Genomic DNA, 24,676 nt, shown 5'->3' on the forward strand with positions numbered 1-24,676 from the left:
CTTTACGAGGCCACTCGAATGTCTGATTCAGCAGCCCGCCCGCTGGCGACGGCTCGGGGCCGGCGCACGCCCGCAACCTTGAAACGCCAGCACCGCGCAGCGTTTTTCTTTTTGCTGCCCGCCTGTGCGCTCTTCAACCTGTGCGTGATCTGGCCCATCATCGACAGCATCGGGCTCAGCTTTTACGACTGGGATGGCATGACGCCGAAGGTCTTCGTCGGCTTCGCGAACTACATCGAGCTGTTTCATGCCGACGTGTTCTACGTCGCGCTGAAGAACAACCTGATCTGGCTTGCCGTCTTCCTGCTCGCGCCGCCGCTCGGGCTCGTGTTCGCGCTGTATCTGAACCAGCAGATCAGGGGCATGCGAATCGTGAAGTCGCTGTTCTTCGCGCCATTCGTGCTCTCGGGTGTCGTGGTCGGGCTCGTGTTCAGCTGGTTCTACGATCCGACGTTCGGTCTCCTCAAGCTCATCGTCGGACACGGCATTCCCGTGCTGGGCGATCCGCACACCGTCACGTTCGGCATCGTCTTCGCCGCACTGTGGCCGCAAACGCCCTATTGCATGGTGCTGTATCTCACGGGGCTGACCGCCATCAATCCGGAAGTCGTCGAGGCCGCGCGCATGGAAGGCGCGAAAGGCGTGCGGCTTCTGTGGCACGTGATCCTGCCGCAACTGCGACCCGCGACGTTCATGGCCGTCGTGCTGACCGTGATCGGCGCGCTGCGCAGCTTCGACCTGATTTCGGTGATGAGCGGCGGCGGTCCGTTCGACAGCTCCACCGTGCTCGCCTATTACATGTACGACCAGGCGATCAAGTACTACCGCGAAGGCTATTCGGCTTCGATCGCGGTCGTGCTGTTCGCGATCATGCTCGTCTACATCGTGTTCCACCTGCGCCGGATGCTGCGCGAAGAACGCTGATTCACGGAGTCTGCCCTTATGTATCCGCTTCCTGTCGAACGCTGGAAACCGCTCAACCGCGCGTTATACAAGGCCTCGCTGCCACTCGCGCTCCTTGTCTGGCTGCTGCCGATGCTGGCCGTTCTCGTGACGTCGATACGCTCGTCCGAAGAGCTTTCGCGAGGCGATTACTGGACCTGGCCGAAACACTTCGCGCTGTGGGACAACTACAGCGCGGCGCTCACGCAGACGCCGATGCTGCACTACTTCGCGAACAGCGTGCTGATCACGGTGCCTTCGGTGCTCGGCGCAATGCTGCTGGCCTCGATGGCGGGGTTCGCGCTGGCGACGTATCGCTTTCGCGGCAACACGGCCGTGCTGTTCGCGTTCGTCGCGGGCAACTTCGTGCCCGTGCAGATCCTGATGATCCCCGTGCGCGACATGGCGCTCAAGGTTGGCCTGTACAACACCGTGTGGGCGCTCGTGATCTTTCACATCGCGTTTCAGACCGGGTTTTGCACGTTATTCCTGCGCAACTTCATCAAGCAGTTGCCGTTCGAGCTGATCGAAGCCGCCCGCGTGGAAGGCGCGAGCGAATGGACGGTCTATGCGCGCATCGTCCTGCCGCTGATTCGCCCTGCTCTCGCCGCGCTCGGCATTCTCGTCTTCACGTTCGTCTGGAACGACTACTTCTGGGCGCTCTGTCTCACGCAGGGTGACGAGGCCGCGCCGATCACCGTCGGCGTCGCCGCGCTCAAGGGCCAGTGGACGACCGCGTGGAATCTCGTCGCGGCGGGGTCCGTACTGGCCGCGATGCCCTCCGTGCTGATGTTCTTTGCGATGCAAAAACATTTCGTTGCCGGCCTGACGTTCGGTGCAAGCAAAGGCTGACCCGTTACTTTTACCAGAGAGAATCCTGATGCAGCTAGGTGTCTGCTATTACCCGGAACAATGGCCGCAATCGATGTGGGCCGACGACGCGAAGCGGATGGTCGAACTCGGCATTTCGCACGTACGTATCGCCGAATTCGCGTGGAGCCGCATGGAACCGCGCGCCCATGAATATGACTGGGCATGGCTCGACGAAGCGGTCTCGACGCTGGCCGATGCCGGTCTGAAGATCGTTCTCGGCACGCCGACCGCGTCGCCGCCCAGGTGGCTGGTGGACACGTATCCCGACATCCTGCCCGTGCGCGCGGATGGCACGCGCTGGAACTTCGGTTCGCGCCGTCATTACGACGTATCGAGCGAACGCTATCGCGAGGAGTGCGTGCGTATCGTCACGGCCATGGCGCAGCGCTATGGAAAGCATCCGTCGGTTATCGCGTGGCAGACCGACAACGAACTCGGCTGCCACGACACGATACCGAGCTACTCGACGGCTGCGCTGACGCGTTTCAGAACCTGGCTCGCGCGCCGCTACGAAACCGTCGACGCGCTAAACCGCGCATGGGGCAACGTGTTCTGGAGCATGGAGTACCCATCGTTCGACACCATCGAACTGCCGAACCTCACGCCCACCGATGCGAATCCCATCCATCTGCTCGACTTTCGCCGCTTCATGTCGGATGAAGTCGCGAGCTTTCATCGCGAGCAGGTCGACGTGCTGCGCGAGTTCGCACCCGGCGCGGACGTACTGCACAACTTCATGGGCTTCTTCACGACTTTCGATCACTACCGTTTCGTGGAGAACGGTGCCATCGACGTCGCCGCATGGGACAGCTATCCGCTCGCGCGCACCGAGGTCATCGCGCTGCCCGAAGAAGACAAGGCACGCTACGCACGCACGGGACACCCCGATGTGTCCGCATTCGATCACGACCGCTATCGCGCGATTGGCGCGGGCCGTTTCTGGATCATGGAGCAGGAAGCCGGTCCGGTGAACTGGGCGCCCTGGAATCCGGTGCCGGCGCCGGGCATGGTGCGACTATGGGCGTACGAGGCGTTCGCACACGGCGCGGAACTGGTGTCGTATTTTCGCTGGCGTCAGTGTCCGTATGCGCAGGAGCAGATGCATTCCGGGCTCAACCTGCCGGACAACCAGCTGTCGCCAGGCGGCCTGGAAATCGCGCGGGCGGCGAAGGAAATCGCGGCGTCTTCCGTGCTGTCGGGCCTCGCGCCCGCTTCGCGCGCACAGGTCGCGCTGGTGTTCGACTACGAGACGCAATGGATGTTCGAGATCCAGCGTCACGGCAAGACGTTCGACTATCAGACGCTCGCATTCGACTACTACCAGGCATTGCGGGAAATGTCGCTGGACGTCGATATCGTTTCGCGCAACGCGGATTTCTCGCAGTACGCGCTGGTGGTCGTGCCGAGTCTCGCCGTCGTGCCGGACGATCTCGTGCGGGCGATTGAAAACTCCTCGGCGCAATGGGTGTTCGGACCGCGCAGCGGATCGCGAACGCCGGAGTTCTCGATTCCCCTGACGTTGCCGCCCGGTCCGCTTCAATCCGTGCTGCCGGTTCGCGTGCTGGAAGCGGAATCGCTGCGCCCGACGCTCACGCCCGCGACGTCGATCCACGGCGTCGACGGCAACGCGATTCACTGGCGCGAGCATCTGCAGCCTGAGGCCAGCACCGAGGTACTGGCGAGCTTCGACGACGGCTGGCCTGCGCTCGTGTCGCATGGACGTGTGCGTTATGTGGGTGCATGGTTCGATCACGCGCTGCATCGCGCGCTGCTCGAAGACGCCGCGCGCGCCGCCGGGATCGCCATCGGCACGCTGCCTGAAGGCCTGCGCGTGCGCCGTCGCGGCAACGTGACGTTCGCGTTCAATTTCGGTCCGGACGTCGTCGCGGCGCCAGCGCCCGCGAACGCGCGCTTCGTACTCGGCGCACGCGAACTGCACACCGCCGATCTCTGCGCATGGCTCGACGCGTGACGATGCAACGCCGGCCGGTGTCTGGCAGTGCTGCGCAGGTTGCCGACGCCGGCGTATCATCACGGCTTCAATCGAGCGAAGAGGTGTAGCGGTGAAGATGAGATCGTGCCGGTCGTTTCTGGCTGCCAGTGCACTGGCAGCGGTGTTGCCACTCGCCGCGTGCTCCCATGCACAACCCGTTGAGTTTTCGGCAGGCGGCACAGTCGGCACGAACGACCCCGACTTCGCCGCGATGGACCGCTCGATCGCCGAGTGCAAGGCGATCTCGCGCAACGCGGCGACGAATCAGTGCTCGAAGATCCGTGCGTACGAGTCGTGCATGAAATCGAGAGGCTATATCACGGTACTCGGCCCGGAAAATCCCAAGGGTTGCGGCGACCCCGCATGGGAAAGCGACGTGCGCAAATGGCTCAACTGACAACGGCCATGAAGACCATCGGACTGACTGGAGCAGGACTTCTCTCGCAGCCGCATGCAGGACCGGTTTGGCATTGAATTCGTCGTGCCACGGCATCGTGCACGAAGCTTACAAACGCGTTATCGACGGCCTGCAGACCCAGGGGGTCGAGGGCGTCATGCTGGGGTGCACGGAAATTGCGCTGCTGAGCGCGCAGAAAGATATGACGTTGCCCGTCTTCGATACCACCGCGCTGCATGCGCAGGCCGCGGTGAGCCAGGCACTGGCCTGACCCGTTTTATCCGCGGGAAACCCCGCGAAAACGGGTCAGCCAGAAGCTGGCGCTGGCTTGCGACACAGCGCCACGAACGGTCGATCAGGACGCGTTCACGACTTCCTTGAACGACTTGCCTGCCACGAACTTGACCGTTTTCGCGGCGGCGATCTGGATCTCGGCACCCGTCGACGGGTTGCGGCCCACGCGCGCGGCACGTGCGCCCGTGGAGAACGAGCCGAAGCCGATCAGCTGGACGGTGTCGCCCTGTGCAACGGCGGAGGTCACTGCTGCGATGATCGCGTCGATCGTGCTGCCGGTCGCTGCCTTGCTTTCGCCCGTCGCTGCTGCGACGGCATCAATCAGTTCCTGTTTGTTCATTACTCATCCCGTTCGGTGATTGTGGTTCGAGCGCACGCAAAAAGGCGCCCGGACCGACACCCTAACCCATCCGGGCGCGTCTGCGCAAATCCGTGATGGGGTGGTCTGACCCGCCAGACGTCCCGAATGACGGGCTCCGGCAGCCGCCGGCAGGGTCGGTCCACCCCGAAAATACGCGCCAAAGCGACCTGAAAGCACCCCTTTCGAGGGTGCTTACGGCTGGTTTGCGGTCTTATCGACGCTGATGCCCAGTTCGGCGGCCATCTTTTCGACCATCGTCCGCAGCTGATCCAGTTCTTCGCGAAGCTGCTTCTGTTCCGCTTTCAGGCTTTCGAAGGCCGAGGGAGACACGGATTCATCCAGCACGCCCGCTTCGGACGTCTCCGGCATCGCGACGTCGCCGCACAACAGATGCATCCAGCGGCTTTCGCGCTCGCCTGGTGTGCGCGGCAGTTTGATCACGCGTGCAGGTTCGCCGGTAGCCAGCTCGTCGAGAAAAACTTCCACCGAGGAGATATCCGCGAAACCATGCAGACGCGCGCTGTTCAGGCGCAATTCAGCGGCCGTTTGCGGTCCGCGCAAAATCAGTGTCGTCAGTAGCGCGGCCGACTGGCCCGGCACACCGAGTACGCGCGCCATGTTGTGCTCGAAACGCGGGACGCGGCTGCTGCTGCCCTCGGACACCAGACTCAGGCGCTTCAGGTTATCGAGCGTGGTGAGCACTTCGGCCTCGGTGACGTTCATGACGGGGTTGCGCGCGGTTTTCTGGTTGCAACCGGACGTGAGCGCGTTCAGCGAAAGCGGATACGTGTCCGGAACGGTGTGCTGCTTTTCGAGCAGCACACCCAGCACGCGTGCTTCGAGCGGCGTCAGCGAGCGCAGCGGCAGGCGCGTGAAAGATTCAGTCGTGGAATTCATTGTGTATTTACGGGCGGGAGCGGATACCTTACGGCGAGCCCTATGATATCCCGCGAGCATCTCGCGGCATGTAAGGGTCCGACTGGTTTAGCATCGGAGGCGTGCTCAAGATGGTCTGGCAGAAACATCGGCATGTGCATCATGCTCAACTGAGGAGTCGGATATGACCATGGAAGAACTGCTGAAACGCGCGGGTTTCGCGCGCGACAAGGCGTATGCCCCCTATTCGAAGTTCAGCGTCGGCGCGGCGCTCCTGACGAGCGACGGCCACGTGTTCGAAGGCTGCAATGTCGAGAACGCGTCGTACGGCCTGTGCAACTGCGCGGAACGTACCGCGTTTTTCAGCGCGATTGCAGCGGGCTACAAACGCGACCAGTTCGCGGCGCTTGCCGTGATCGGCGATACCGATGGCCCGATCGCGCCGTGTGGCGCGTGCCGCCAGGTCATCATCGAGCTGGGCGGCCCCGACCTGCCGATCCGTCTGGGCAACCTGCGCGGCGCGACCCGCGACACCACCGCGCGCGAACAACTGCCGGACGCGTTCCATCCATGAGCCAGCATAAGGTTATCTACGACACCGATCCCGGCGTCGACGACGCGATGGCGCTCGTCTTTCAGGCGCTGCATCCCGACATCGCGCTGCTGGGCGTGACGAGCGTGTTCGGCAACGGCACCATCGAAACCACGACACGCAACGCGTGCTATCTGGCCGCGAAATTCGCGCCGGGTACACCGGTCGCATGCGGTGCCGCCGCGCCGCTCAGGCGCGCCGCACCCGAGCCGCTTGCGTCAATTCACGGCGACGACGGTCTCGGCAACATCAGACCCGATACGCACGCTCAAACCGGAAGCGCGCTCGACCCACGACCGGCGCATCGCTTCATCATCGAAACGGTGCGCGCGCAACCCGGCGAGGTCACGCTGATCGCAGTCGGCCCGTTGACGAATCTCGCGCTCGCGCTCGCCGAAGACCCGCGGATCGCGACGCTCGTGAAGCAGGTGGTGATCATGGGCGGCGCATTCGGCACCGATGGATTCCTCGGCAACGTAACGCCTGCCGCCGAAGCGAATATCCTGGGCGATCCGGATGCAGCCGATGTAGTACTGGGCGCCGCGTGGCCAGTGACGATCGTCGGTCTCGACGTGACGCAGAACACCATCATGTCGACGGCGTATCTCGCCTCGATCCGCGATCGCGCAGGCGACGCCGGACGTTTCGTGTGGGACGTGTCGCGTCATTATGAAGATTTTCACAGGAAGAGCGCGCAGCTGGCGGGCATCTATGTGCACGATTCGTCGGCGGTTGCGTATGTGCTTGCGCCGCATCTGTACACCACGCGCAGCGGCCCCGTGCGTGTGCTGACGGATGGCATCGCTACTGGAATGACAATCCAGAAGCCAGCGACCATGCCGGAGCCGGCACCCGACTGGGACAGCCGGCCGGCATGCAAGGTATGCATTCGCGTCGACGCGCCCGCGATGCTGTCGCTCTACGAAAAGACGCTCTGCGGAACGCTTTAGCGCTATTCCCGCAGCAACGCTCCGGGCTGCACGCCTCAGGCCGCAAGCGCCGCGATGCGCGCGCCGAGCCACGCGCGGATCGCTTCGATCTCTTCCGCGCACACGGAATGCGGCATCAGGTATGCGTGCCAGTCGACCTTGCAGCCTTGCGCGATCGCGAAGTCGCGGCCCTTTTCACCGAGCGCGAGCGGCAGCACATCGTCGTGGGTACCGTGTGCGGCAAAAACCGGCGTGTCGCGATTCGCTGCGCCGAAGCGGCGCTCGATGAAACCGGGCGAAGGCACATAGCCCGACATCACGATCAGCCCCGCGAGCGATTTGTCATGTGTCAGTCCCGCTGAATACGTCATCGCGCCGCCCTGCGAAAATCCGGCGAGGAAAATTTTCGATGTCGGAATGCCATGTGCATTCTGCGCGGCGATCAGTTCGCGCACCGTCGCGCACGAAGCCTCGATGCCGGCTTCGTCGACCTGCCGGTTGACGCCCTGAAACGACAGGATGTCGTACCACGCCCGCATCACATAACCGTTGTTCGCCGTGACGGCGATCTCGGGCGCGTTCGGAAACACGAAGCGCACGGCCGGCAAGCCCGCGAGGCGCAACTCGGGGACGAGCGGAACGAAGTCGTTCGCATCGGCGCCAAGGCCGTGCAGCAGAATGACGGCGAACTCCGGGTTCGGCGCGGTTTCGATTTCGATCGTCGATGAAAGACCAGTCATGTTGAATCGCTCCGCAGGTTCAGGATGATCGTGGCCAGACGCCGGAACTGCCGCGGCGATGGCTGTCGAGCAAATGGGTATCGATGATACCCGTCGCTTCCATCAGCGCGTGCATCGTGGTCGGGCCGACAAATGAGAAACCTCTCTTGCGCAACGCCTTGCTCAGCGCAACGGAGGCATCGGAGGTGGTCGGAATGTCGGCGATGGTACGCGGCTCGGGTGTCGCGCGCGGCTTGAATGACCAGATGAAATCCGCAAGCCCGCCATCCGCGCGCAGCGCGACGGTTGCGGCCGCGTTGCCGATCGTCGCGAGAATCTTCGCACGATTGCGGATGATGCCGCTGTCGGCCAGCAGCCTTTCGACATCGTCCTGCGTGAAAGCGGCAACCGTGTCCGGTTCGAAGTCGCGGAACGCTGCGCGAAACGCATCGCGCCTGCGCAGGATCGTGAGCCACGAGAGACCGGACTGAAAGCCTTCCAGCGCGAGCCGCTCGAAGAGTCCGCGCTCGTCGCGCACCGGCATGCCCCACTCGGTATCGTAATAGCGCTGCAACAGCGGATCGACCGCGGCCCACGCCGGGCGCGCAAGACCATCTTCGCCGATAACGACGCCGCCCGTTTCCGCCACTGCCGTATCTGGATTCGAACGCATGGTTTCAGGATTTTGCCGCGCGTTTAGTCACGCGTTTAGCCGTTCAATGAAAACGCCGCCCTTCGCTTTGCTTTTCAGGCAAGGCTCAGGGCGGCGGCATTACAGCGCCAACGTGAATCAGACTGCCATCACCGACACGGCCTTCGTCACGAGATAGGCTTCCATCGCTTCCGGGCCGCCTTCCGAACCGTAGCCCGAATCCTTCACGCCGCCAAACGGCATTTCCGGCGAAGGCGTGGCGGGCTGGTTGATCCACAGCATGCCGACTTCCATTTGCTGCGACAGCAGATGCACGTTGCGGAACGACTTTGTGAACGCATAGCCGGCGAGGCCGAACGGCAGACGATTCGCTTCGGCGATCGCTTCTTCGAGCTTGTCGAAACCACGGATGGCCGCGATCGGACCGAACGGCTCGTTGTTGAACACATCGGCTTCGAGCGACACGTTCGTCAGCACCGTCGGCGAGAAGAAGTTACCTTCCGCGCCGACGCGCTCGCCACCGGTCGCGATCGTGGCGCCCGTGGCGCGTGCGTTGTCGATCACCTTGCTCATCGCCGTCAGGCGACGTGCATTGGCGAGCGGCCCAAGCGTCGTGCCTTCGGCGAGACCGTCGCCAAGCTTCAGGCTTTCGGCGTGCTTCACGAGCGCGGCGGCAAACTCTTCGCGGATGCTGTTGTGCACGAGGAAGCGCGTCGGCGAAATGCAGACCTGGCCGGCGTTACGGAATTTCGCGCCACCCGCGGCCTTCACGGCGAGCGCCACGTCGGCATCTTCGGCGACGATGACGGGCGCGTGACCGCCCAGTTCCATCGTCGCGCGTTTCATGTGCTGGCCGGCGAGCGCCGCCAGTTGCTTGCCGACCGGCGTCGAACCGGTGAACGTCACCTTGCGGATGACCGGGTGCGGAATCAGGTAGCTGGAAATCTCAGCCGGATCGCCGAAGACGAGACCGACCGTGCCCGGCGGCACGCCTGCATCGACGAACGCCTGCAGCAGGCCCGCCGGCGACGCGGGGGTTTCTTCCGGTGCCTTCACGAGGAACGAGCAGCCGCTCGCGAGCGCCGCGCTCAGCTTGCGCACGATCTGGTTGACCGGGAAATTCCACGGCGTGAACGCGGCAACCGGGCCGATCGGCTCCTTGATCACCAGTTGCTGCGCGGACAGGTTGCGCGACGGCACAATCCGGCCATACACACGGCGACCTTCGTCAGCGAACCACTCGATGATATCGGCGGCGGCCAGCACTTCGACCCGCGCTTCCGGGAACGGCTTGCCCTGTTCCTGCGTCATCAGGCGGGCGATGTCCGCGGCGCGCTCGCGCACGAAGCTCGCGGCCTTGCGCATCGTCGTGGCGCGCTCGTTGGCGGGAATCTTGCGCCACGCCTCGAATCCGCTTTGCGCGGCGGCAAGCGCCCGGTCGAGGTCGGCAATCCCGGCGTGCGCCACCTTGCCGATGGGTTTGCCCGTCGCGGGATTGACGACGTCGAGCGTCTTGCCGCTTGCGGCGTCGCACCATTCGTTGTTGATCAGGAGTCGGGTATCGGTATAGGTCGATGTCACGATGTCGGGTTCCAGATGAGTGAGGAATGTCAGGCAGCAATACGCGCACACCTGTCAGAAGCATGCCGCGGAACTGTTAATGGTATCCGAATGCGCCTGCTCGCGTCGGCGACCCTGGAGCATGGGCAGCCACCAGAATGCTCCGGGGCCTCCGGGCACATTGCCAGAAGGGGAATTCTTGTCATCGCTGTCAATCCAGACGGTGCAGGCGTTGCTGCCGGGCATGCGCGAAAGGGCTGGGGGCGCGTCGTCAACCTGTCCAGTCTCGTCGTGCCCGGATTCGCGCAACGCTCCGCTTACGCGGCCGCCAAAAGCGCGATGATCAGCCTGACGCGCACGTGGGGGCTCGAGCTGGCGGCAACCGGCATCACGGTCAACGCGATCGCGCCGGGGCCCGTCGAAACCGGGATGTTCCGGGAAAACACGCCGAAGGGCAGCGAAGCCGAGCAACGGTTCCTTTCGATGGTGCCGATGCAGCGCCTTGGCAAGCCCGACGAACTCGCCGCGAGCATTGCGTTCCCGCTGTCGGAGGAAGCAGGTTTTATCACGGGGCAGACGCTCTTCGTAGATGGTGGAACGTCGATCGGGCGCGCCAGTTTCTGACGGTTGTCGCGACCATATCAGCCCGGATCGACACCATGGCAATGCCCAAGCCGAAGCCGTCGTCACGCCGCCGAAACAGCGGACAATCGTGCGAGGCGAAACCGTCAGGGGACAGATGTGCGGCCTTGATGTCGCCAGCGATCTGCCAGGCCTGAGAGCGCGATTTCAGCGTCAGTGGTTTAAGGCGCTGCGCTCAATGCGAATGACGATGGTGAATGTCCGGGTAATGCGCATGTGAATGTGCGATACGTGCGTGACGATGAGGATGAACGTGCGGCTCCTGCCCGTCGTACGGAAACGCATGGGTGTGCTGGTGATGCGCGTCGTGACTATGCGCATGCGTATGCTCGAGCGGCTCGTGCGTGTGCAGATGCGCATGACGCTCGCGGATGTGCAGCCATACGCCGAACCCCATCAGAATGGCAGCCATCCAGAAGACGACCGGCGGCCGTTCTGGCCAGATCGCGAGTGAAAGCGTCACGCCAAAGAGCGGCGCCACCGAAAAATACGCGCCGGTTCGCGCCGTGCCGAGATTGCGCAGCGCAACGACGAACAGCACGAGGCTGACGCCGTAGCCCGCGAAGCCGGTCGTCATCGCGGCGGCGATGCGTGCAGCGGAAGGCAGATGCGCGCCGGCGATCAACGCGATCGAAAGATTCACCGTACCCGCAACGAGGCCCTTGATACAGGCGATGATCATCGCGTCACTGGTGGACACCTTGCGCGTCAGGTTGTTGTCGATGGCCCAGCACAGACAGGCGCAGACGACGAGAAGCGCGCCGACGGGCAACGCACCTGCACCCGGCTGCCAGGACAGCAGCACGCCACCAGCGACAATCGTCATCATCCCGAGAAACACCGGCAGATCGACGTTCTCGCGAAACACCACCCACGCGATGATGGCCGTCAGCACGCCTTCCAGGTTGAGCAGCAGCGAAGTCGTGGCTGCGGGCGTCGAGGTCAGTCCGAGCATCAGGAGCGCGGGGCCCGCGATTCCGCCCGCGAGGATCGCACCGAGCAGCCAGGGCACATCAGCGCGTGGCATGCCGCGTTCGCTCTGATGTCGAGTCGGGGTCTTACACAGCACGCGTCGTACGAGGATGCAGAAGCCGAGTCCGATACCGCTTCCCAGATAGAACAACCCCGCGAGCATGAAGGGCGACAGCGCGCCGAGCAGCACCTTGGCGAGCGGCGTCGTGGCGCCGAACAGGGCAGCCGCGACAAGCGCGGTCAGCACGGCATTGAATCGGGTGGTCATGAACGTGTCGGTCTGGATGTCAGGCGATCGCGGGGCAACGCTTCAGGGCACACGTTGCCCTCGCCACGCCATCATGCCAGACCCACGCGCGGAAAGCGCAAGCCTGATCCGGGCGTTCCCGCCGGATTCACTCCCGCCGCTTCGAGAACGACACCCGATACGCAGCGCTGCGGGCGGCGAAAATCTCGTCGGGCGGAATGCCGATGCCGTCCGCCAGGATCGACGGATCGAACACCGTTTCGTCGCACGACGCGTTCTGTTCGAGCGACGTGATGTCGATCGTGCCCAGCACCACGGTTTCGCGACTGTCTTCATCGGGCCAGCGGATTGTCACGTCCATCGTCGGATCACCCGGCCGGTCAGGCACGGCCAGCACGTGAAAACGCGCAGTGCCTGCCGCGATCCGCTTTTCGAGCTCTTCGACGAGGAACCCGGCGGGTTTGTCTTTCGCTTCTTCGTCCGTGAGCGTGACTTCGCCGTCGACCGGAACCACCTTGAACTTGATGAATCGCACGTCGCCCTTTGCGTTGGTGGCGGGAAACGCATGCACGCCCCAGTAGGTCGTGCCGACAAAGCTGCCCGGCAGCGGCCTTTGCGCGACGAATTTCGCCTGGTTCAGGGTTTCAGGATTCGCTTCAGAGAACGCCTTGACCTTCGCGGGATCCGGCTTTCCGTCGGCACCCGGCGCGCGGGCCTTCAGGAACGCGAGCATCTGGTCGAGCGTTCGCGCGAAGCCGCTCCCGCGCCTTCATGCCCCATCCATCCGGCAATCCTCACTCCATCCCGGCCGCGCTTTTAACCTGCGTCCGCACACCAGCCGTCACTGTCAGACGTCTGGTACACCACTGCACGAACATGGCCAGTGCCGCCGCTTCGAGGAACGAGGTCGTGGCCGTCTGATGGGCAAGCACAAGCGAAAGAAACAGACAGAACGCCGCAAACGAAAAACGGCCCAGCACCATCCCGCGCAGTAGCGACACCACGAACGCGGGCCCATGCGCGCGATGTGACGAGACGGACAGCACGCTCCCAAGTAACGGGAATACCGCGAGTAATCCGCTCCACGTCGCGCCTAGCCGCCCTGACAACGTAGTGACGACCAGCGTCAGCACCGCGCCGGCGAACATTCTGCCGGCCAGATCCGCGCGACGAAGCGGCGCCCCTGCGGCGACGGCGGAACTGCGTGGCAGGAACGACTGGCCGAAGAGAACAGCGGTCAACGCCGCGCACACTGCCCATATCGGCGAAACAGGCAGCAAGGACAGAAGGCATGCGGCGACAAACCAGGTTCCCAACGCGGCGGCCAGCGCCGTCGGCCATGAACAGGAACGACATGTCCAGGCGTAGGCAAAATTGAACGCTTCGGATGCGAGGATCGCGCAAAGAGACAGCGTCGCGGCACGCGCACCAAACGCGGGGCCGTGCTCAAGGACAAGCAGATAAAGAATGGGGCCGGCGACGACGGGGAGTCCAGCAAGCCATCCGGCGATCGATGGACCCCACCACTTACCGGACATCGAGACGATCAGCAGAAACAGAGGTACCAGTGTGAGCTTGAGTGCAAGCATGGCAAAACCGCGCGGATATAAAGCCAGATACTATCAAAGGACCGCGTCGTAGCGTCGTATAAAGCCGCGCGCGCTGAACGGCGATCGTCATGTGCCGTCTGCCTTTACACTGTGTGCCCGGAAACAGGCGATGCCCTGATGAAAAACACGCTTTCACTGCCGGATCGTTATCTGATCACGCCCGAGCCGGACGCAATAAGCCAGGACGTCTTTCTCGATTGCCTCGAACAGGCGCTCAAGGCAGGTATTGCGCTCGTCCAGCTACGCAGCAAGACGATGAGCGCGGACCACTACGCACTGCTCGCAAGGCAGGCGCTCGATCTCTGTCACGCGTTTAGTGCGAGGCTGATCGTGAACCATGCGGCGTTCACACTCGACGCGCTCGGCGCCGACGGCGTGCATATGAGCAGCCAGCATCTGATGAAGCAGACCCGACGTCCCGTGCCTGACGACATTCTGTTTTCCGCCAGCTGTCATGACGCTGCACAGTTGTCCCAGGCTCAGGCACTCGATGCGGATTTCGTCACGCTCTCACCGGTATTGCAGACACGCACGCATCCTGAGGCTTCGCCGCTGGGATGGGATGCGTTCGCGGCGCTGACCTTGCTGACGGATATACCGGTGTACGCGCTCGGTGGCATGGAACGCGTCCATATTGCCAGGGCGCGGTCGGCGGGCGCGACCGGCATCGCGGCCATCGGCAGCCTGTGGCCTGGGCCACGCGATTAACACGCTCTCACGCCACGAGATGACTGACGGCTGTAACGCAAACCACCGCTCAGGCAGCGAGTTCCGCGGCGCTGCCCTGTGCCCGGCCCGCCCGGCCCCTGCCCTTTGTTCTGCCCGACGCATCACCTAACATAAAAGAGCGGCTCTCACCGCTTGAGGTGTTGCCATGAAAACAGTTATTCGTATTACGGCAGGTGTGCTTGTGAGTGCGTTCTGTGTGGGATCGGCGCTCGCCCAGACTGGCTCGCGACCGTATGATCCTTCGACCCCGCTTACCCGCGCTGACGTACGCGCGGATCTTGTCGCGTGGCGTGCGGCCGGCTACGATCCTCTGGACTGGCTCGACTATCCGGAGAACGCGCAACGCGCAAGCCGTATCGTTGCGGCGCAGCGCGCGCACGGCACGGGCTCGGGCTCGGGCGCGAACAGCATGCAATAAGGAGGGCCACGCGCGCATGGCATCACGGCCGCGCAGGCTGCACCTCCAGGACGTCGACGTCCCATCGACACCCAGACGCTTCAGGTAGCGAGGGAGCCGGCTTGCCGCCGTCCCTCGCTTCATCCATCCGGATAGAGAACGCCGCTCGTGATAACGCGGCCGGATCTTAGCGCGTCAACGCGGATTTGCGCGTGACGATGCAGCCGTCTGTCCAAAGCCCGATGCATTTAACGTTCCGGTCACCTGACATCGCGAGCCCGATCCGGCCAGGTTGAACTTCACGCGCCGCTTTTCAACGCCCGCCTAAATCAGATCAGGCGACATCCGTTCGACCGGCAAGATCGCGCCTTACGTGATGATCAGACTTGTTCAGGCAACGATCATTCCTGTCGCGACACATTTTGTCTTCATGTGCCGTCTGTCGGCAGCCCGATTGCCATTTATCTCGCGGTGGTGCTGCTCATCGCGGCCAGTCCGACGGCCGGCATCATGCTTTCTTCGCTCGTGCAAAACCAGTTGCAGGTGATGCAACTCATCATTTTCTATTTCCTGCCCAACATCCTGCTTTCCGGTTTCATGTTTCCGTTTGCGGGCATGCCGAAACGGGCGCAGTTGACCCCTGCGTGCCCGACAGACACGCTGCAAGCTGCCCCGTCACCAAAGCCAGATAGTTCGCGGGCGCCGGAAGCACCGCAAGCGGCGCGCTCACCGCGTCGGGCGTCACGAGCGTCTTCAGGTTCGCGCCGGGACCGGCTGGGTTGCCGCTTGTCGTCAGCAGCGCGGCGAGTGCGGTTGAAAGCGTCGTGGCGTTCGCGATGGTGGACGCCAGGCCCGCTGGGATCACCGCGACGACCGAATAAAGCGTGTCCCGCTGGCCCGCGGGATCGGCGGCAACGACAAGCAGCGGCGCCGTCAGCATTCCGGTGCCCAGGCACGCAAACACGCCCTTCCTTATCCGATCGTTCATGATGAGCCCTGTGACGGTTGTGCAACCTGCATCTCGCGTGATGCAGGCCGCAATCTCTGCCTGGTCGAGACGAATACGGCGTTTTCTCCGTACTATGCATGCGGCATCAAAGCGTATCCATGAGCAGAATTGACTATGCGCAAACGGGTTTCCTTAAAGACAGGCTGTGACGCGCGACTTCGCGGACAGCCCCGATATTGACGCTACAGAACGCCGAAGCGGGTCGCGCGATCACGTCCTGACTATCGGAAAATTTTTTGCGCCCTATACTGATCTGGACCGGGACCGCGGACAAAGCGTCCCGGACATGCATCGCCCGACCGCCCGCTCATGCCCTGGCCTTCCAACCTGAGGGAGCCCCGCCCGATGAACGTGAAAGCGCTGCTCAAGCAAGTCCCGAACCGTCGCACCCGACGTAACCTGCCTGTCGCACGCACTGCACTCTCCATCGCGGTTGCCGCATCATGTACGTTCGGCGTGTGTCTGCCGGGTATCGCGCAGGATTCCGACGCCGCTGGCCGCCCGGCCGGCTCCGGCAACGGCCGCGACGTGAAAGTGATGATCATTTCGATGTTCGGGCCTGAAGGACAGGTATGGCTCGACAATCTTGGCCCGTGGAAAGCCATCAAGGTGCCAGGCCTTTCGCCCGACTACCCCGAAGTGCATTGCAACCGCCAGGAAGTCTGCGTGCTGACGACGGGCATGGGCCATTCCAATGCGGCGGCTTCGCTGATGGCGCTCACGTTCTCCGACAGGTTCGATCTGCGCCGCACGTATTTCATGATCGCGGGCATTGCGGGTATCGATCCGATGCAGGGCACGCTTGGATCGGCCGCGTGGGCGAAGTATCTGGTCGACTTTGGGATCCAGTGGGAAATCGACGCGCGCGAGAAACCCGATAGCTGGCCCAGCGGCTTCCTGGGCATCAACACGAAGTCGCCTTCCGGCAAGCCGCCGCTCGATTACCGCACCGAAGTGTTCGCGCTGAACGCGAAGCTTGCCGATACTGCGTTTGCGCTTTCGCGAAACGTGACGTTAGCGGACACCAGTGCCGCGCAGCTCGCGCGCGCGAAATTCAACTATCCGCCGGCCAACCAGCCGCCTGAAGTGATCCAGTGCGACACGCTCGCGGGCGATACATGGTGGTCCGGCAAATATATCGGCGAGCGCGCACGCTACTGGACGAAGTTGCTGACCGATAACAAAGGCACCTACTGCACGACCCAGCAGGAAGACAACGCGACGTACGAAGCGCTCAAGCGCGCGGCGAGCACGGGGCGTGTTGATCTGAGCCGCGTCGCGGCACTGCGCTCGGGTTCCGATTTCGACCGGCCGTACGACGGCCAGAGCGCGTCCGATAACCTCGTCAACTATGCGGCACAAGGCGGCTTCGGTCCCGCCATCGAAAACCTTTACCGTGCCGGCAATCCACTCGTGCAGGACATCGTCACACATTGGGGCGAATGGCGCGATGGGGTGCCGTCGCGGTAATCAGGACACGGGCTTCCGATGATTCGTTACGATTTATCAAATATCGCAACGTGACCTATTATGGAATACGCCTGAGTGTCTGATGGATTTCCACGGAGTGCAGTTCATGCAAGACTCGACCCACTAAGTTCTTACCGTTACCGTCCGGATTTAGGAGACTCGTCGGCTCGATTTGACCCGGGTCAAGTTGCCGATGCTGCTTATGAGTTCTCATAGCAGGATGCGCGGCATGGGGATTTCAGCCTGGGCGCTGCTTCCAGGCCAGAAGGCTTGCGATTCACGCACTGGCGATCTGAACGACAGGGTCGCGATGATTACCCGCGCCGCGCCTGGACATACCGGGGTCCAGCCGCAGCGTTGAGCTTGCCCCGACACACCGGCCCAGCGAATTCTGACGACCGGGTTTATGCGAAGCGCGTGAAGGTGGTGTCCACGATATCGGAAGAAGCAGTGATCGCCCAATCCAGAAACCATCAGATTCCGGCGTTCCAGAATGCGGTTTATCGGCAGCGTCATGGAGAAACTCAGGATGCCCACAATTTTGAACAATATGCGTAGACTTCGAGCAGCGAATGCCACGGAGTCGATCAGATGAGCCACTTTATCGATCGCCTGAAGTACTTCTCCACATCGAGGCCGACGTTCTCCGAAGGTCATGGGATGACAACCCATGAAGACCGCGGATGGGAAGACGCCTACCGGCAACGATGGCAACATGACAAGATCGCGCGCTCGACCCACGGCGTCAACTGCACAGGTTCGTGTTCGTGGAAGATCTATGTCAAGAGCGGTATCGTCACCTGGGAAACCCAGCAGACCGATTACCCCCGCACCCGTCCCGATATGCCAAATCACGAGCCGCGCGGCTGTGCCCGCGGTGCGTCCTATTCGTGGTATCTCTACAGCGCGAATCGTCTTAAATATCCGTTGGTTCGCAGTGCGCTGCTCAGGCAGTGGCGCGAAAAGCGCCTGACGCTCGCCCCGGTGGAGGCATGGGCTGCGATCGTGAATGATCCGGAAGCCCGCGTCTCATATACGCGTCGCCGTGGACTGGGCGGCTTCGTTCGCTCAACCTGGGACGAAATAAACGAGATCGTTGCGGCCGCGAACATCCACACCATCAAGCGACACGGCCCGGACCGGATCATCGGGTTCTCGCCGATACCGGCCATGTCGATGGTGTCCTACGCGGCGGGTAGCCGCTATCTGTCGCTGATCGGCGGCGTCAGTCTGAGCTTTTATGACTGGTACTGCGACCTGCCGCCGGCGTCGCCGCAGACGTGGGGCGAACAGACCGACGTTCCGGAATCGGCCGACTGGTACAACTCGAGCTTCATCATGTTGTGGGGCTCCAACGTGCCGCAAACGCGCACCCCCGACGCCCACTTCATGACCGAGGTACGTTATCGCGGCGCCCGGGTCGTATCGATCTTTCCCGACTACGCCGAGGGTGCGAAGTTCGGCGACATCTGGCTGCATCCGAAGCAGGGGACCGACGCGGCGCTCGGTCTCGCGATGGGCCACGTCGTGCTCAAGGAGTTTCACGTCGCCGGCAAGAACGAGTATTTCCTTGACTACTGCCGGCGTTATACCGACATGCCGCTGCTCGTGCGCATCGTCAAACAGGGCGAACACTATGTGCCCGAAAGACTCCTGAGATCCGACGAACTCGATGACGCGTCCGGCCAGGATAACAACGCCGCCTGGAAAACTGTCGCGTTCGATGAATTGAGCGGCAAGCCTGTCGCGCCAACCGGATCGATCGGCTTTCGCTGGGGGCAGAAGGAAGGTGGCGACGCCGGCAAATGGAATCTGAAAGAAGAGGATGTCCACGGCAATGCGATCCGGCCGGTCATGTCGTTCGTGGAGAAGCACGACGAAGCAATCGATGTCGCCTTCCCCTATTTCGGCAATGTCGAACATACGCATTTCACGCATACCGGCCATGCGAGCGTATTGCCGCGCCGCATCGGCGTACGCAGGATCGCCACTCGAGCCGGTGAAATTCTGGTTGCCACGGTCTACGACCTGTTCATTGCCAACTATGGCGTGGACCAGGGGCTCGGCGGCCCGAACGTCGCGACCAGTTTCGACGACGACGTCCCGTACACACCGGCGTGGCAGGAGAAGATTACCGGTGTCAAACGACACGACGTCATCGCGGTCGCGCGCGAGTTCGCCGATAACGCGCACAAGACCGAAGGCAAGTCGATGGTGATCGTCGGCGCCGGCTTGAACCACTGGTTCAATATGGACATGAGCTATCGCTCGATCATCAACCTGCTCGTCATGTGCGGCTGCATCGGCAAATCGGGCGGCGGCTGGTCTCACTATGTCGGCCAGGAAAAGCTCCGGCCGCAAACCGGCTGGCTGCCGCTGGCATTCGCGACCGACTGGCACAGGCCGGCGCGCTTCATGAACGGCACGTCGTTTTTCTACGCGCATACCGATCAATGGCGCTATGAAACGATGAAAGTCACCGAACTGCTGTCACCGCTCGCCGATGGCAGCGGATTCACCGACAGCCCGATCGACTACAACGTTCGCGCCGAACGGATGGGCTGGTTGCCCTCCGCGCCGCAGTTCAAGACCAATCCGCTCGATCTCGGCCGGGCATCAGCCGGCTCCGACGCGGCCGCTTATGTCGCGAAGGGTCTCAAGGACGGCTCGCTTGAGATGTCGTGCGTCGATCCCGACGCAGCGGAAAATTTTCCGAGAAACCTGTTTGTCTGGCGCTCGAACCTGCTCGGATCGTCCGGCAAGGGACATGAGTACTTCCTCAAACATCTGCTCGGTGCCGAGCATGGCGTGCAGGGAAAAGATCTGGGTACAAGCGCCGGCATCCTGCCCAAAGAGGTGAAGTGGCACGAGAAAGCGCCCGAGGGCAAGCTCGATCTCGTCGTCACGCTCGACTTCAGAATGTCCACCACGTGCCTGTATTCGGACATCGTGCTGCCGACCGCCACCTGGTACGAGAAGGACGATATGAACACGTCCGACATGCACCCGTTCATCCATCCGCTGTCGGCGGCCGTCGACCCGGCGTGGCAATCCAGAAGCGACTGGGAGATCTATAAAGGCATCGCGCGCAGGTTCTCCGAACTGGCCGAAGGCCATCTGGGCGTGGAACGCGACGTCGTGATGTCGCCGCTCCAGCATGACAGCGCCGGCGAAATCGCGCAAACCGAGGGCATCGCCGACTGGGGTCACGGCGAGTGCGATCCGGTGCCGGGAAAAACGATGGGCACCATTGCGGTTGTCGAACGGAACTATCCGGATACCTGGCGCAAGTTCACCTCGCTCGGACCGCTGCTCGACTCGTTCGGCAACGGCGGCAAAGGCATTACGTGGCAAACCGGCGAGGAAATCGAACAGCTTCGGGCGCTGAATTATCCGGTCGCCGAAGCCGGCGTCTCGCACGGTCGGCCGCAGATTCTCTCGGCGATCAATGCAGCCGAAGTGATCCTGTCGCTCGCCCCGGAAACCAACGGTGCGGTCGCGACCAAAGCATGGCGGGCTTTGTCGGTGCTCACGGGCATCGATCACACGCATCTCGCGCGCGCTCGCGAGGATGAAAAAATCCGCTTCCGGGATATTCAGGCGCAGCCGCGCAAGATCATTTCGTCGCCGACATGGAGCGGGATCGAATCCGAACATGTGTCCTATAGCGCGGGCTATACGAATGTGCATGAGCTGATTCCCTGGCGCACCCTGTCCGGACGTCAGCAGCTGTATCAGGACCACGCGTGGATGCGCGACTTTGGCGAGTCGCTGTGTGTCTACAAGCCGCCGGTCGACACGCGCAGCACCACCGGCATGGCCGGCAGCCACTCGAATGGAAACCCGGAGATCGCGCTGAACTTCCTGACCCCCCATCAGAAATGGGGCATTCACAGCACCTACACCGACAACCTGTTGATGCTGACACTGTCGCGCGGCGGGCCGATCGTCTGGATCTCCGAGATCGATGCCCAAAAGATCGGCGTGGTCGATAACGACTGGATCGAGGCGTTCAATCTGAACGGTGCGCTGGCCGCCCGTGCGGTCGTCAGTCAGCGCATTCCGGAGGGTGCCGTGATGATGTATCACGCGCAGGAAAAGATCATCAATACACCGGGCACCGAAGTCTCGGGCGTGCGCGGCATTCACAATTCGGTCACCCGCGTGATGCCGAAGCCGACCCACATGATCGGTGGCTATGCGCAGCTCTCGTACGGTTTTAACTACTACGGCACCGTCGGCTCCAATCGCGATGAATTCGTGGTCGTCCGCAAAATGAAGACGATCGACTGGAAGGACGAGTCGACGCCGGCGTCCGTGCTGTCGGCGGCCGAGGCCGCGCGTCATCAGCACACACTCGCTCACGGCGCGCCGACCCTCGCGATGGCCAATGACGAATCGGGAGAAAAGCGATGAAAATTCGCGCGCAGATCGGTATGGTGATGAATCTGGACAAATGCATCGGTTGCCATACCTGCTCCGTCACCTGCAAGAACGTCTGGACCTCACGCGAAGGCATGGAGTACGCGTGGTTCAACAATGTCGAAACGAAACCGGGCGTCGGCTATCCGAAGGACTGGGAAAACCAGGAGCGCTGGAATGGCGGCTGGAAGCGCAAGACGAACGGCAAGATCGAGCTTCGCGCCGGCAGCAAGTGGCGTGTGCTCGCCAATATCTTCGGCAACCCGAACCTGCCGGAGATCGACGACTACTACGAGCCGTTCACCTTCGATTATGCGCATCTGCACGATGCGCCCGACGTCAAGGTCGGACCGGTCGCCCGGCCGCGTTCGCTGATCACCGGCGAGCGCCTGGAGAAAATCCAGTGCGGCCCGAACTGGGAAGAAATTCTCGGTGGCGAGTTCGAGAAACGCAAGCACGACTACAACTTCGATCAGGTGCAGACCGACATCTACGGGGAGTTCGAGAACACCTTCATGATGTACCTGCCGCGACTTTGCGAGCACTGCCTGAATCCCGCCTGTGTCGCGTCCTGCCCTTCCGGCGCAATATACAAGCGGGAAGAAGACGGCATCGTTCTGATCGACCAGGACAAGTGCCGCGGCTGGCGGATGTGCGTGTCCGGGTGTCCCTACAAGAAGATCTATTACAACTGGCAAAGCGGCAAGTCGGAGAAGTGTATTTTCTGCTATCCGCGTATCGAGGCGGGTCAGCCGACCGTGTGCTCGGAAACCTGCGTCGGCCGGATCCGTTATCTCGGCGTGCTGCTGTACGACGCCGACCGGATCGAGGAAGCCGCATCGGTCAAGGACCCGCAGGACCTGTACGAAGCGCAACTGTCGATCTTCCTCGACCCGAACGACCCGGCCGTACGTGAACAGGCCGCTCGTGACGGCGTGCCGGAGAACTGGCTCGACGCCGCACGCCATTCACCGGTGTACAAGATGGCGATGGAGTGGAAGATCGCTTTTCCGCTTCACCCCGAATACCGCACCCTGCCGATGGTCTGGTACGTCCCGCCGCTCTCGCCGATCAACTCGGCCACCAACGATGGCCGGCTCGGCATGAAAGGCTTGCTGCCCGACGTCGATTCGCTGCGCATCCCGTTGCGCTATCTGGCCAATCTGCTCACTGCCGGTCGCGAGGCGCCGGTTCGGCTTGCCCTCAAACGCATGCTGGCGATGCGCGCCTTCATGCGCGAACGCCATGTCGAACGTCGCGAGAGTCCGGAACTGCTGGACGAAGTCGAGCTGAGCAGCGCACAGGTCGATGAAATGTACCGGTATCTGGCCATTGCCAATTACGAAGACCGCTTCGTGATCCCGACCGCCCACCGCGAATATGCCGAAGATGCCTTCGACCTGCGCGCATCGTGCGGCTTCTCGTTCGGCAACGGGTGTTCCGACGGCACCACGGAAAGCAGCCTGTTCGGCGGACGCAAGGGCATCAACAAGACACGCAAGACCATCCCGATTCGCGCGGCGGGTGAATAAATGAACGATAACCGTCAGATTCTCAGCATGCTGGGCGCGCTACTGGACTATCCCGATCAGGCGCTGATCGACGCGCTCGACGAAATCCGCGCCGCGCTGGCCGGGTACGCCGCCTTGCCGCCAGACACGCGCGCAGCCCTGATCGAGCTGGTCGACCGGCTGTCGGCGCGGCCATTGCTGGATCTACAGGAAGACTACGTCGAAATCTTCGACCGTGGCCGGGCAAGTTCGCTCTATCTGTTTGAACACGTCCACGGCGAGTCGCGCGAACGTGGGCAGGCGATGGTGGACCTGCTCGCCATGTACGAAGCGAAGGGACTGTTTCTCGGCGCCGGCGAACTACCCGACTATCTGCCGGTTTTCCTGGAGTTCCTGTCTCAGGAAACACCGGCGCAAGCGCACGCGCTGCTGGGCGAAATTGCCGATATCAACCGGCAGATCGCAACCCGGCTCGCCGAGCGCGGAACGCCGTATTTCGCGGCCGTTGCCGCATTGCTGCCGCTCGCTGGCGAAGCGCCGCTGCTGAACGCGAATGCGACCGCATGCGACGACACCACCACGCACGAGATCGACGGCGAAGCGCTCGATCGCGAGTGGCAGGAGGAGCCGGTGAGCTTCCTGGGCGCGCAAGCGCCTTTGTCGACGGCACCGCAGCCGATCCAGTTTTACGACAAAAGACCTTCACGTTAGTCGCGTGAACCGGAAAGAACAGGCTTCCGTGCTCACATTCCACGCATCAAAGAACAGGATCCTGGCTGGAGAAACCTCATGAGTCAGCATTTCATCAACGCATTGCTGTTTGGCATCTATCCTTATGTGTGTCTCGCGATCTGGCTGCTCGGCAGCCTGATCCGTTTCGATCGCGAGCAGTACACCTGGAAGAGCGATTCGTCGCAACTGCTCAGGCGCCGTCAACTGCGCCTTGGCAGCAATCTGTTCCACGTCGGCGTGTTGACCGTGGTCGGCGGACACTTCGCCGGTTTCCTCGCGCCTCACTGGATGGTGTCGCCCTTCCTGAACGCCTCGCAGCATCAATGGCTCGCGGTTGGGGTGGGCGGCATCGCGGGCATCGTCGCGATCATCGGACTGTCGATCCTGGTGTACCGGCGTCTGTCCGATCCGCGCATCCGCATCAATAGCGCCCATGCGGACATCCTCGTGCTGGTGATGCTGTGGCTGCAACTGGCACTCGGACTGGCCACGATTCCACTGTCACTGGCGCATATGGACGGCGCGATGTTCGAAACCCTGAGCGACTATGTGAAGGGTATCGTCACGTTTCAACCGGGCACCGCGGACCTCATCCTCCAGGCGCCGCTCGTCTACAAGACCCATATTGCGCTCGGCTTCACGATATTCCTCATTTCCCCATTCACCCGCCTCGTTCACATCTGGAGCGGCATGGCGACGGTGAGTTTCCTGGTTCGTCCTCACCAGATCGTTCGCAAGCGCTAACGC

General features: G+C 62.5%; 24 protein-coding genes and 2 pseudogenes. 16 read left to right on the forward strand and 10 right to left on the reverse strand.

The genetic code is table 11. The features are described from left to right. Positions 1-18 precede the first annotated feature (18 nt). The 5 genes from LPA37_RS23825 to LPA37_RS23845 all read left to right on the forward strand — a co-directional run bounded on the left by LPA37_RS23825 (position 19) and on the right by LPA37_RS23845 (position 4,476). Positions 19-924 carry a carbohydrate ABC transporter permease gene (locus LPA37_RS23825; RefSeq protein ID WP_229013875.1) on the forward strand — a complete coding sequence of 302 codons (906 nt, stop codon included), beginning with the start codon at positions 19-21 and terminating at the stop codon, positions 922-924. Positions 925-942: 18 nt separating this feature from the next. Continuing rightward, positions 943-1,794, forward strand: coding sequence for a carbohydrate ABC transporter permease (locus tag LPA37_RS23830; protein ID WP_228978153.1), 852 nt, complete (start codon positions 943-945; stop codon positions 1,792-1,794). Between the two features lie 28 nt (positions 1,795-1,822). After that, complete coding sequence (locus LPA37_RS23835; RefSeq protein WP_229013876.1) at positions 1,823-3,787, forward strand: beta-galactosidase; 1,965 nt, start codon at positions 1,823-1,825, stop codon at positions 3,785-3,787. Positions 3,788-3,884: 97 nt separating this feature from the next. After that, a complete protein-coding gene (locus LPA37_RS23840; RefSeq protein ID WP_228978206.1) occupies positions 3,885-4,205 on the forward strand; it encodes a hypothetical protein in 321 nt (106 codons plus the stop codon). A 67-nt stretch (positions 4,206-4,272) separates the two neighbouring features. Continuing rightward, entirely contained in the window at positions 4,273-4,476 is a 204-nt protein-coding gene (locus tag LPA37_RS23845; RefSeq protein WP_324251727.1) for an aspartate/glutamate racemase family protein, read from the forward strand. An 84-nt stretch (positions 4,477-4,560) separates the two neighbouring features. On the opposite strand, the gene LPA37_RS23850 is transcribed toward LPA37_RS23845, so the two are convergent. Next, entirely contained in the window at positions 4,561-4,839 is a 279-nt protein-coding gene (locus LPA37_RS23850; protein WP_228978149.1) for an HU family DNA-binding protein, read from the reverse strand. A gap of 213 nt (positions 4,840-5,052) precedes the next feature. Continuing rightward, on the reverse strand, positions 5,053-5,757 hold the full coding sequence (locus tag LPA37_RS23855) for a YceH family protein (protein ID WP_229013877.1): 705 nt from the start codon (positions 5,755-5,757) through the stop codon (positions 5,053-5,055). Between the two features lie 163 nt (positions 5,758-5,920). On the opposite strand from LPA37_RS23855, the gene LPA37_RS23860 reads away from it, so the two are divergent. After that, positions 5,921-6,310 carry a cytidine deaminase gene (locus LPA37_RS23860; protein ID WP_228978146.1) on the forward strand — a complete coding sequence of 130 codons (390 nt, stop codon included), beginning with the start codon at positions 5,921-5,923 and terminating at the stop codon, positions 6,308-6,310. Next, a complete protein-coding gene (locus tag LPA37_RS23865) occupies positions 6,307-7,278 on the forward strand; it encodes a nucleoside hydrolase (protein ID WP_229013878.1) in 972 nt (323 codons plus the stop codon). Before LPA37_RS23860 ends, LPA37_RS23865 begins: the two co-directional genes overlap by 4 nt. A 35-nt stretch (positions 7,279-7,313) precedes the next feature. On the opposite strand, the gene LPA37_RS23870 is transcribed toward LPA37_RS23865, so the two are convergent. The 3 genes from LPA37_RS23870 to LPA37_RS23880 all read right to left on the reverse strand — a co-directional run bounded on the left by LPA37_RS23870 (position 7,314) and on the right by LPA37_RS23880 (position 10,212). Next, positions 7,314-7,997, reverse strand: a complete 684-nt coding sequence (locus tag LPA37_RS23870; RefSeq protein WP_228978143.1) for an alpha/beta hydrolase — start codon at positions 7,995-7,997, stop codon at positions 7,314-7,316. 19 nt (positions 7,998-8,016) lie between these two features. Beyond that, the gene (locus LPA37_RS23875) at positions 8,017-8,649 is read right to left on the reverse strand and encodes a DNA-3-methyladenine glycosylase I (RefSeq protein ID WP_228978141.1); all 633 of its coding nucleotides are present in this window, start codon (positions 8,647-8,649) and stop codon (positions 8,017-8,019) included. 117 nt (positions 8,650-8,766) lie between these two features. Beyond that, the gene (locus LPA37_RS23880; protein ID WP_228978204.1) at positions 8,767-10,212 is read right to left on the reverse strand and encodes an NAD-dependent succinate-semialdehyde dehydrogenase; all 1,446 of its coding nucleotides are present in this window, start codon (positions 10,210-10,212) and stop codon (positions 8,767-8,769) included. A gap of 187 nt (positions 10,213-10,399) precedes the next feature. Between LPA37_RS23880 and LPA37_RS23885 the strand changes: the two are divergent. Next, positions 10,400-10,812, forward strand: a pseudogene (locus LPA37_RS23885) (SDR family oxidoreductase); the annotation flags it as partial. 193 nt (positions 10,813-11,005) lie between these two features. Here the strand turns inward: LPA37_RS23885 and LPA37_RS23890 are convergent. The 3 genes from LPA37_RS23890 to LPA37_RS23900 all read right to left on the reverse strand — a co-directional run bounded on the left by LPA37_RS23890 (position 11,006) and on the right by LPA37_RS23900 (position 13,638). Then, entirely contained in the window at positions 11,006-12,070 is a 1,065-nt protein-coding gene (locus LPA37_RS23890; protein WP_228978139.1) for a DMT family transporter, read from the reverse strand. 127 nt (positions 12,071-12,197) lie between these two features. Beyond that, complete coding sequence (locus LPA37_RS23895) at positions 12,198-12,782, reverse strand: catalase (RefSeq protein WP_228978137.1); 585 nt, start codon at positions 12,780-12,782, stop codon at positions 12,198-12,200. Between the two features lie 61 nt (positions 12,783-12,843). Next, the gene (locus LPA37_RS23900) at positions 12,844-13,638 is read right to left on the reverse strand and encodes a hypothetical protein (RefSeq protein WP_229013879.1); all 795 of its coding nucleotides are present in this window, start codon (positions 13,636-13,638) and stop codon (positions 12,844-12,846) included. Positions 13,639-13,776: 138 nt separating this feature from the next. Between LPA37_RS23900 and LPA37_RS23905 the strand changes: the two genes are divergently transcribed. The 3 genes and pseudogenes from LPA37_RS23905 to LPA37_RS23915 all read left to right on the forward strand — a co-directional run. After that, a complete protein-coding gene (locus tag LPA37_RS23905; RefSeq protein ID WP_229013880.1) occupies positions 13,777-14,367 on the forward strand; it encodes a thiamine phosphate synthase in 591 nt (196 codons plus the stop codon). 166 nt (positions 14,368-14,533) lie between these two features. Further along, entirely contained in the window at positions 14,534-14,806 is a 273-nt protein-coding gene (locus tag LPA37_RS23910; RefSeq protein ID WP_229013881.1) for a DUF4148 domain-containing protein, read from the forward strand. Between the two features lie 331 nt (positions 14,807-15,137). Then, positions 15,138-15,418 (forward strand): annotated as a pseudogene (locus LPA37_RS23915) (ABC transporter permease); the annotation flags it as partial. Here the strand turns inward: LPA37_RS23915 and LPA37_RS23920 are convergent. Continuing rightward, the gene (locus tag LPA37_RS23920; protein WP_229013890.1) at positions 15,381-15,773 is read right to left on the reverse strand and encodes a hypothetical protein; all 393 of its coding nucleotides are present in this window, start codon (positions 15,771-15,773) and stop codon (positions 15,381-15,383) included. The pseudogene LPA37_RS23915 and the gene LPA37_RS23920 overlap by 38 nt on opposite strands. 366 nt (positions 15,774-16,139) lie before the next feature. On the opposite strand from LPA37_RS23920, the gene LPA37_RS23925 reads away from it, so the two are divergent. Next, positions 16,140-17,264, forward strand: coding sequence for a purine-nucleoside phosphorylase (locus LPA37_RS23925; RefSeq protein ID WP_228978119.1), 1,125 nt, complete (start codon positions 16,140-16,142; stop codon positions 17,262-17,264). A gap of 210 nt (positions 17,265-17,474) precedes the next feature. Here the strand turns inward: LPA37_RS23925 and LPA37_RS23930 are convergent, their stop codons facing one another. Next, positions 17,475-17,864 (reverse strand): hypothetical protein, encoded by a 390-nt coding sequence (locus LPA37_RS23930; protein ID WP_229013882.1) that lies wholly within the window; start codon positions 17,862-17,864, stop codon positions 17,475-17,477. Here LPA37_RS23930 and LPA37_RS23935 point away from each other — a divergent pair. The 4 genes from LPA37_RS23935 (at position 17,856) to narI (ending at position 24,673) form a co-directional block, all read left to right on the forward strand. Further along, positions 17,856-21,680, forward strand: coding sequence for a nitrate reductase subunit alpha (locus LPA37_RS23935; RefSeq protein ID WP_229013883.1), 3,825 nt, complete (start codon positions 17,856-17,858; stop codon positions 21,678-21,680). The two genes, LPA37_RS23930 and LPA37_RS23935, sit on opposite strands and share 9 nt — an antisense overlap. Next, a complete protein-coding gene (gene narH, locus LPA37_RS23940) occupies positions 21,677-23,218 on the forward strand; it encodes a nitrate reductase subunit beta (protein ID WP_228978113.1) in 1,542 nt (513 codons plus the stop codon). Before LPA37_RS23935 ends, narH begins: the two co-directional genes overlap by 4 nt. Beyond that, the gene (narJ, locus tag LPA37_RS23945) at positions 23,219-23,908 is read left to right on the forward strand and encodes a nitrate reductase molybdenum cofactor assembly chaperone (protein WP_229013884.1); all 690 of its coding nucleotides are present in this window, start codon (positions 23,219-23,221) and stop codon (positions 23,906-23,908) included. Positions 23,909-23,986: 78 nt separating this feature from the next. Continuing rightward, a complete protein-coding gene (gene narI / locus LPA37_RS23950) occupies positions 23,987-24,673 on the forward strand; it encodes a respiratory nitrate reductase subunit gamma (protein ID WP_229013885.1) in 687 nt (228 codons plus the stop codon). Positions 24,674-24,676: the final 3 nt, after the last annotated feature.

This window comes from Paraburkholderia gardini, from assembly GCF_907164545.1.
Classification (GTDB): Bacteria; Pseudomonadota; Gammaproteobacteria; order Burkholderiales; family Burkholderiaceae; genus Paraburkholderia; species Paraburkholderia gardini.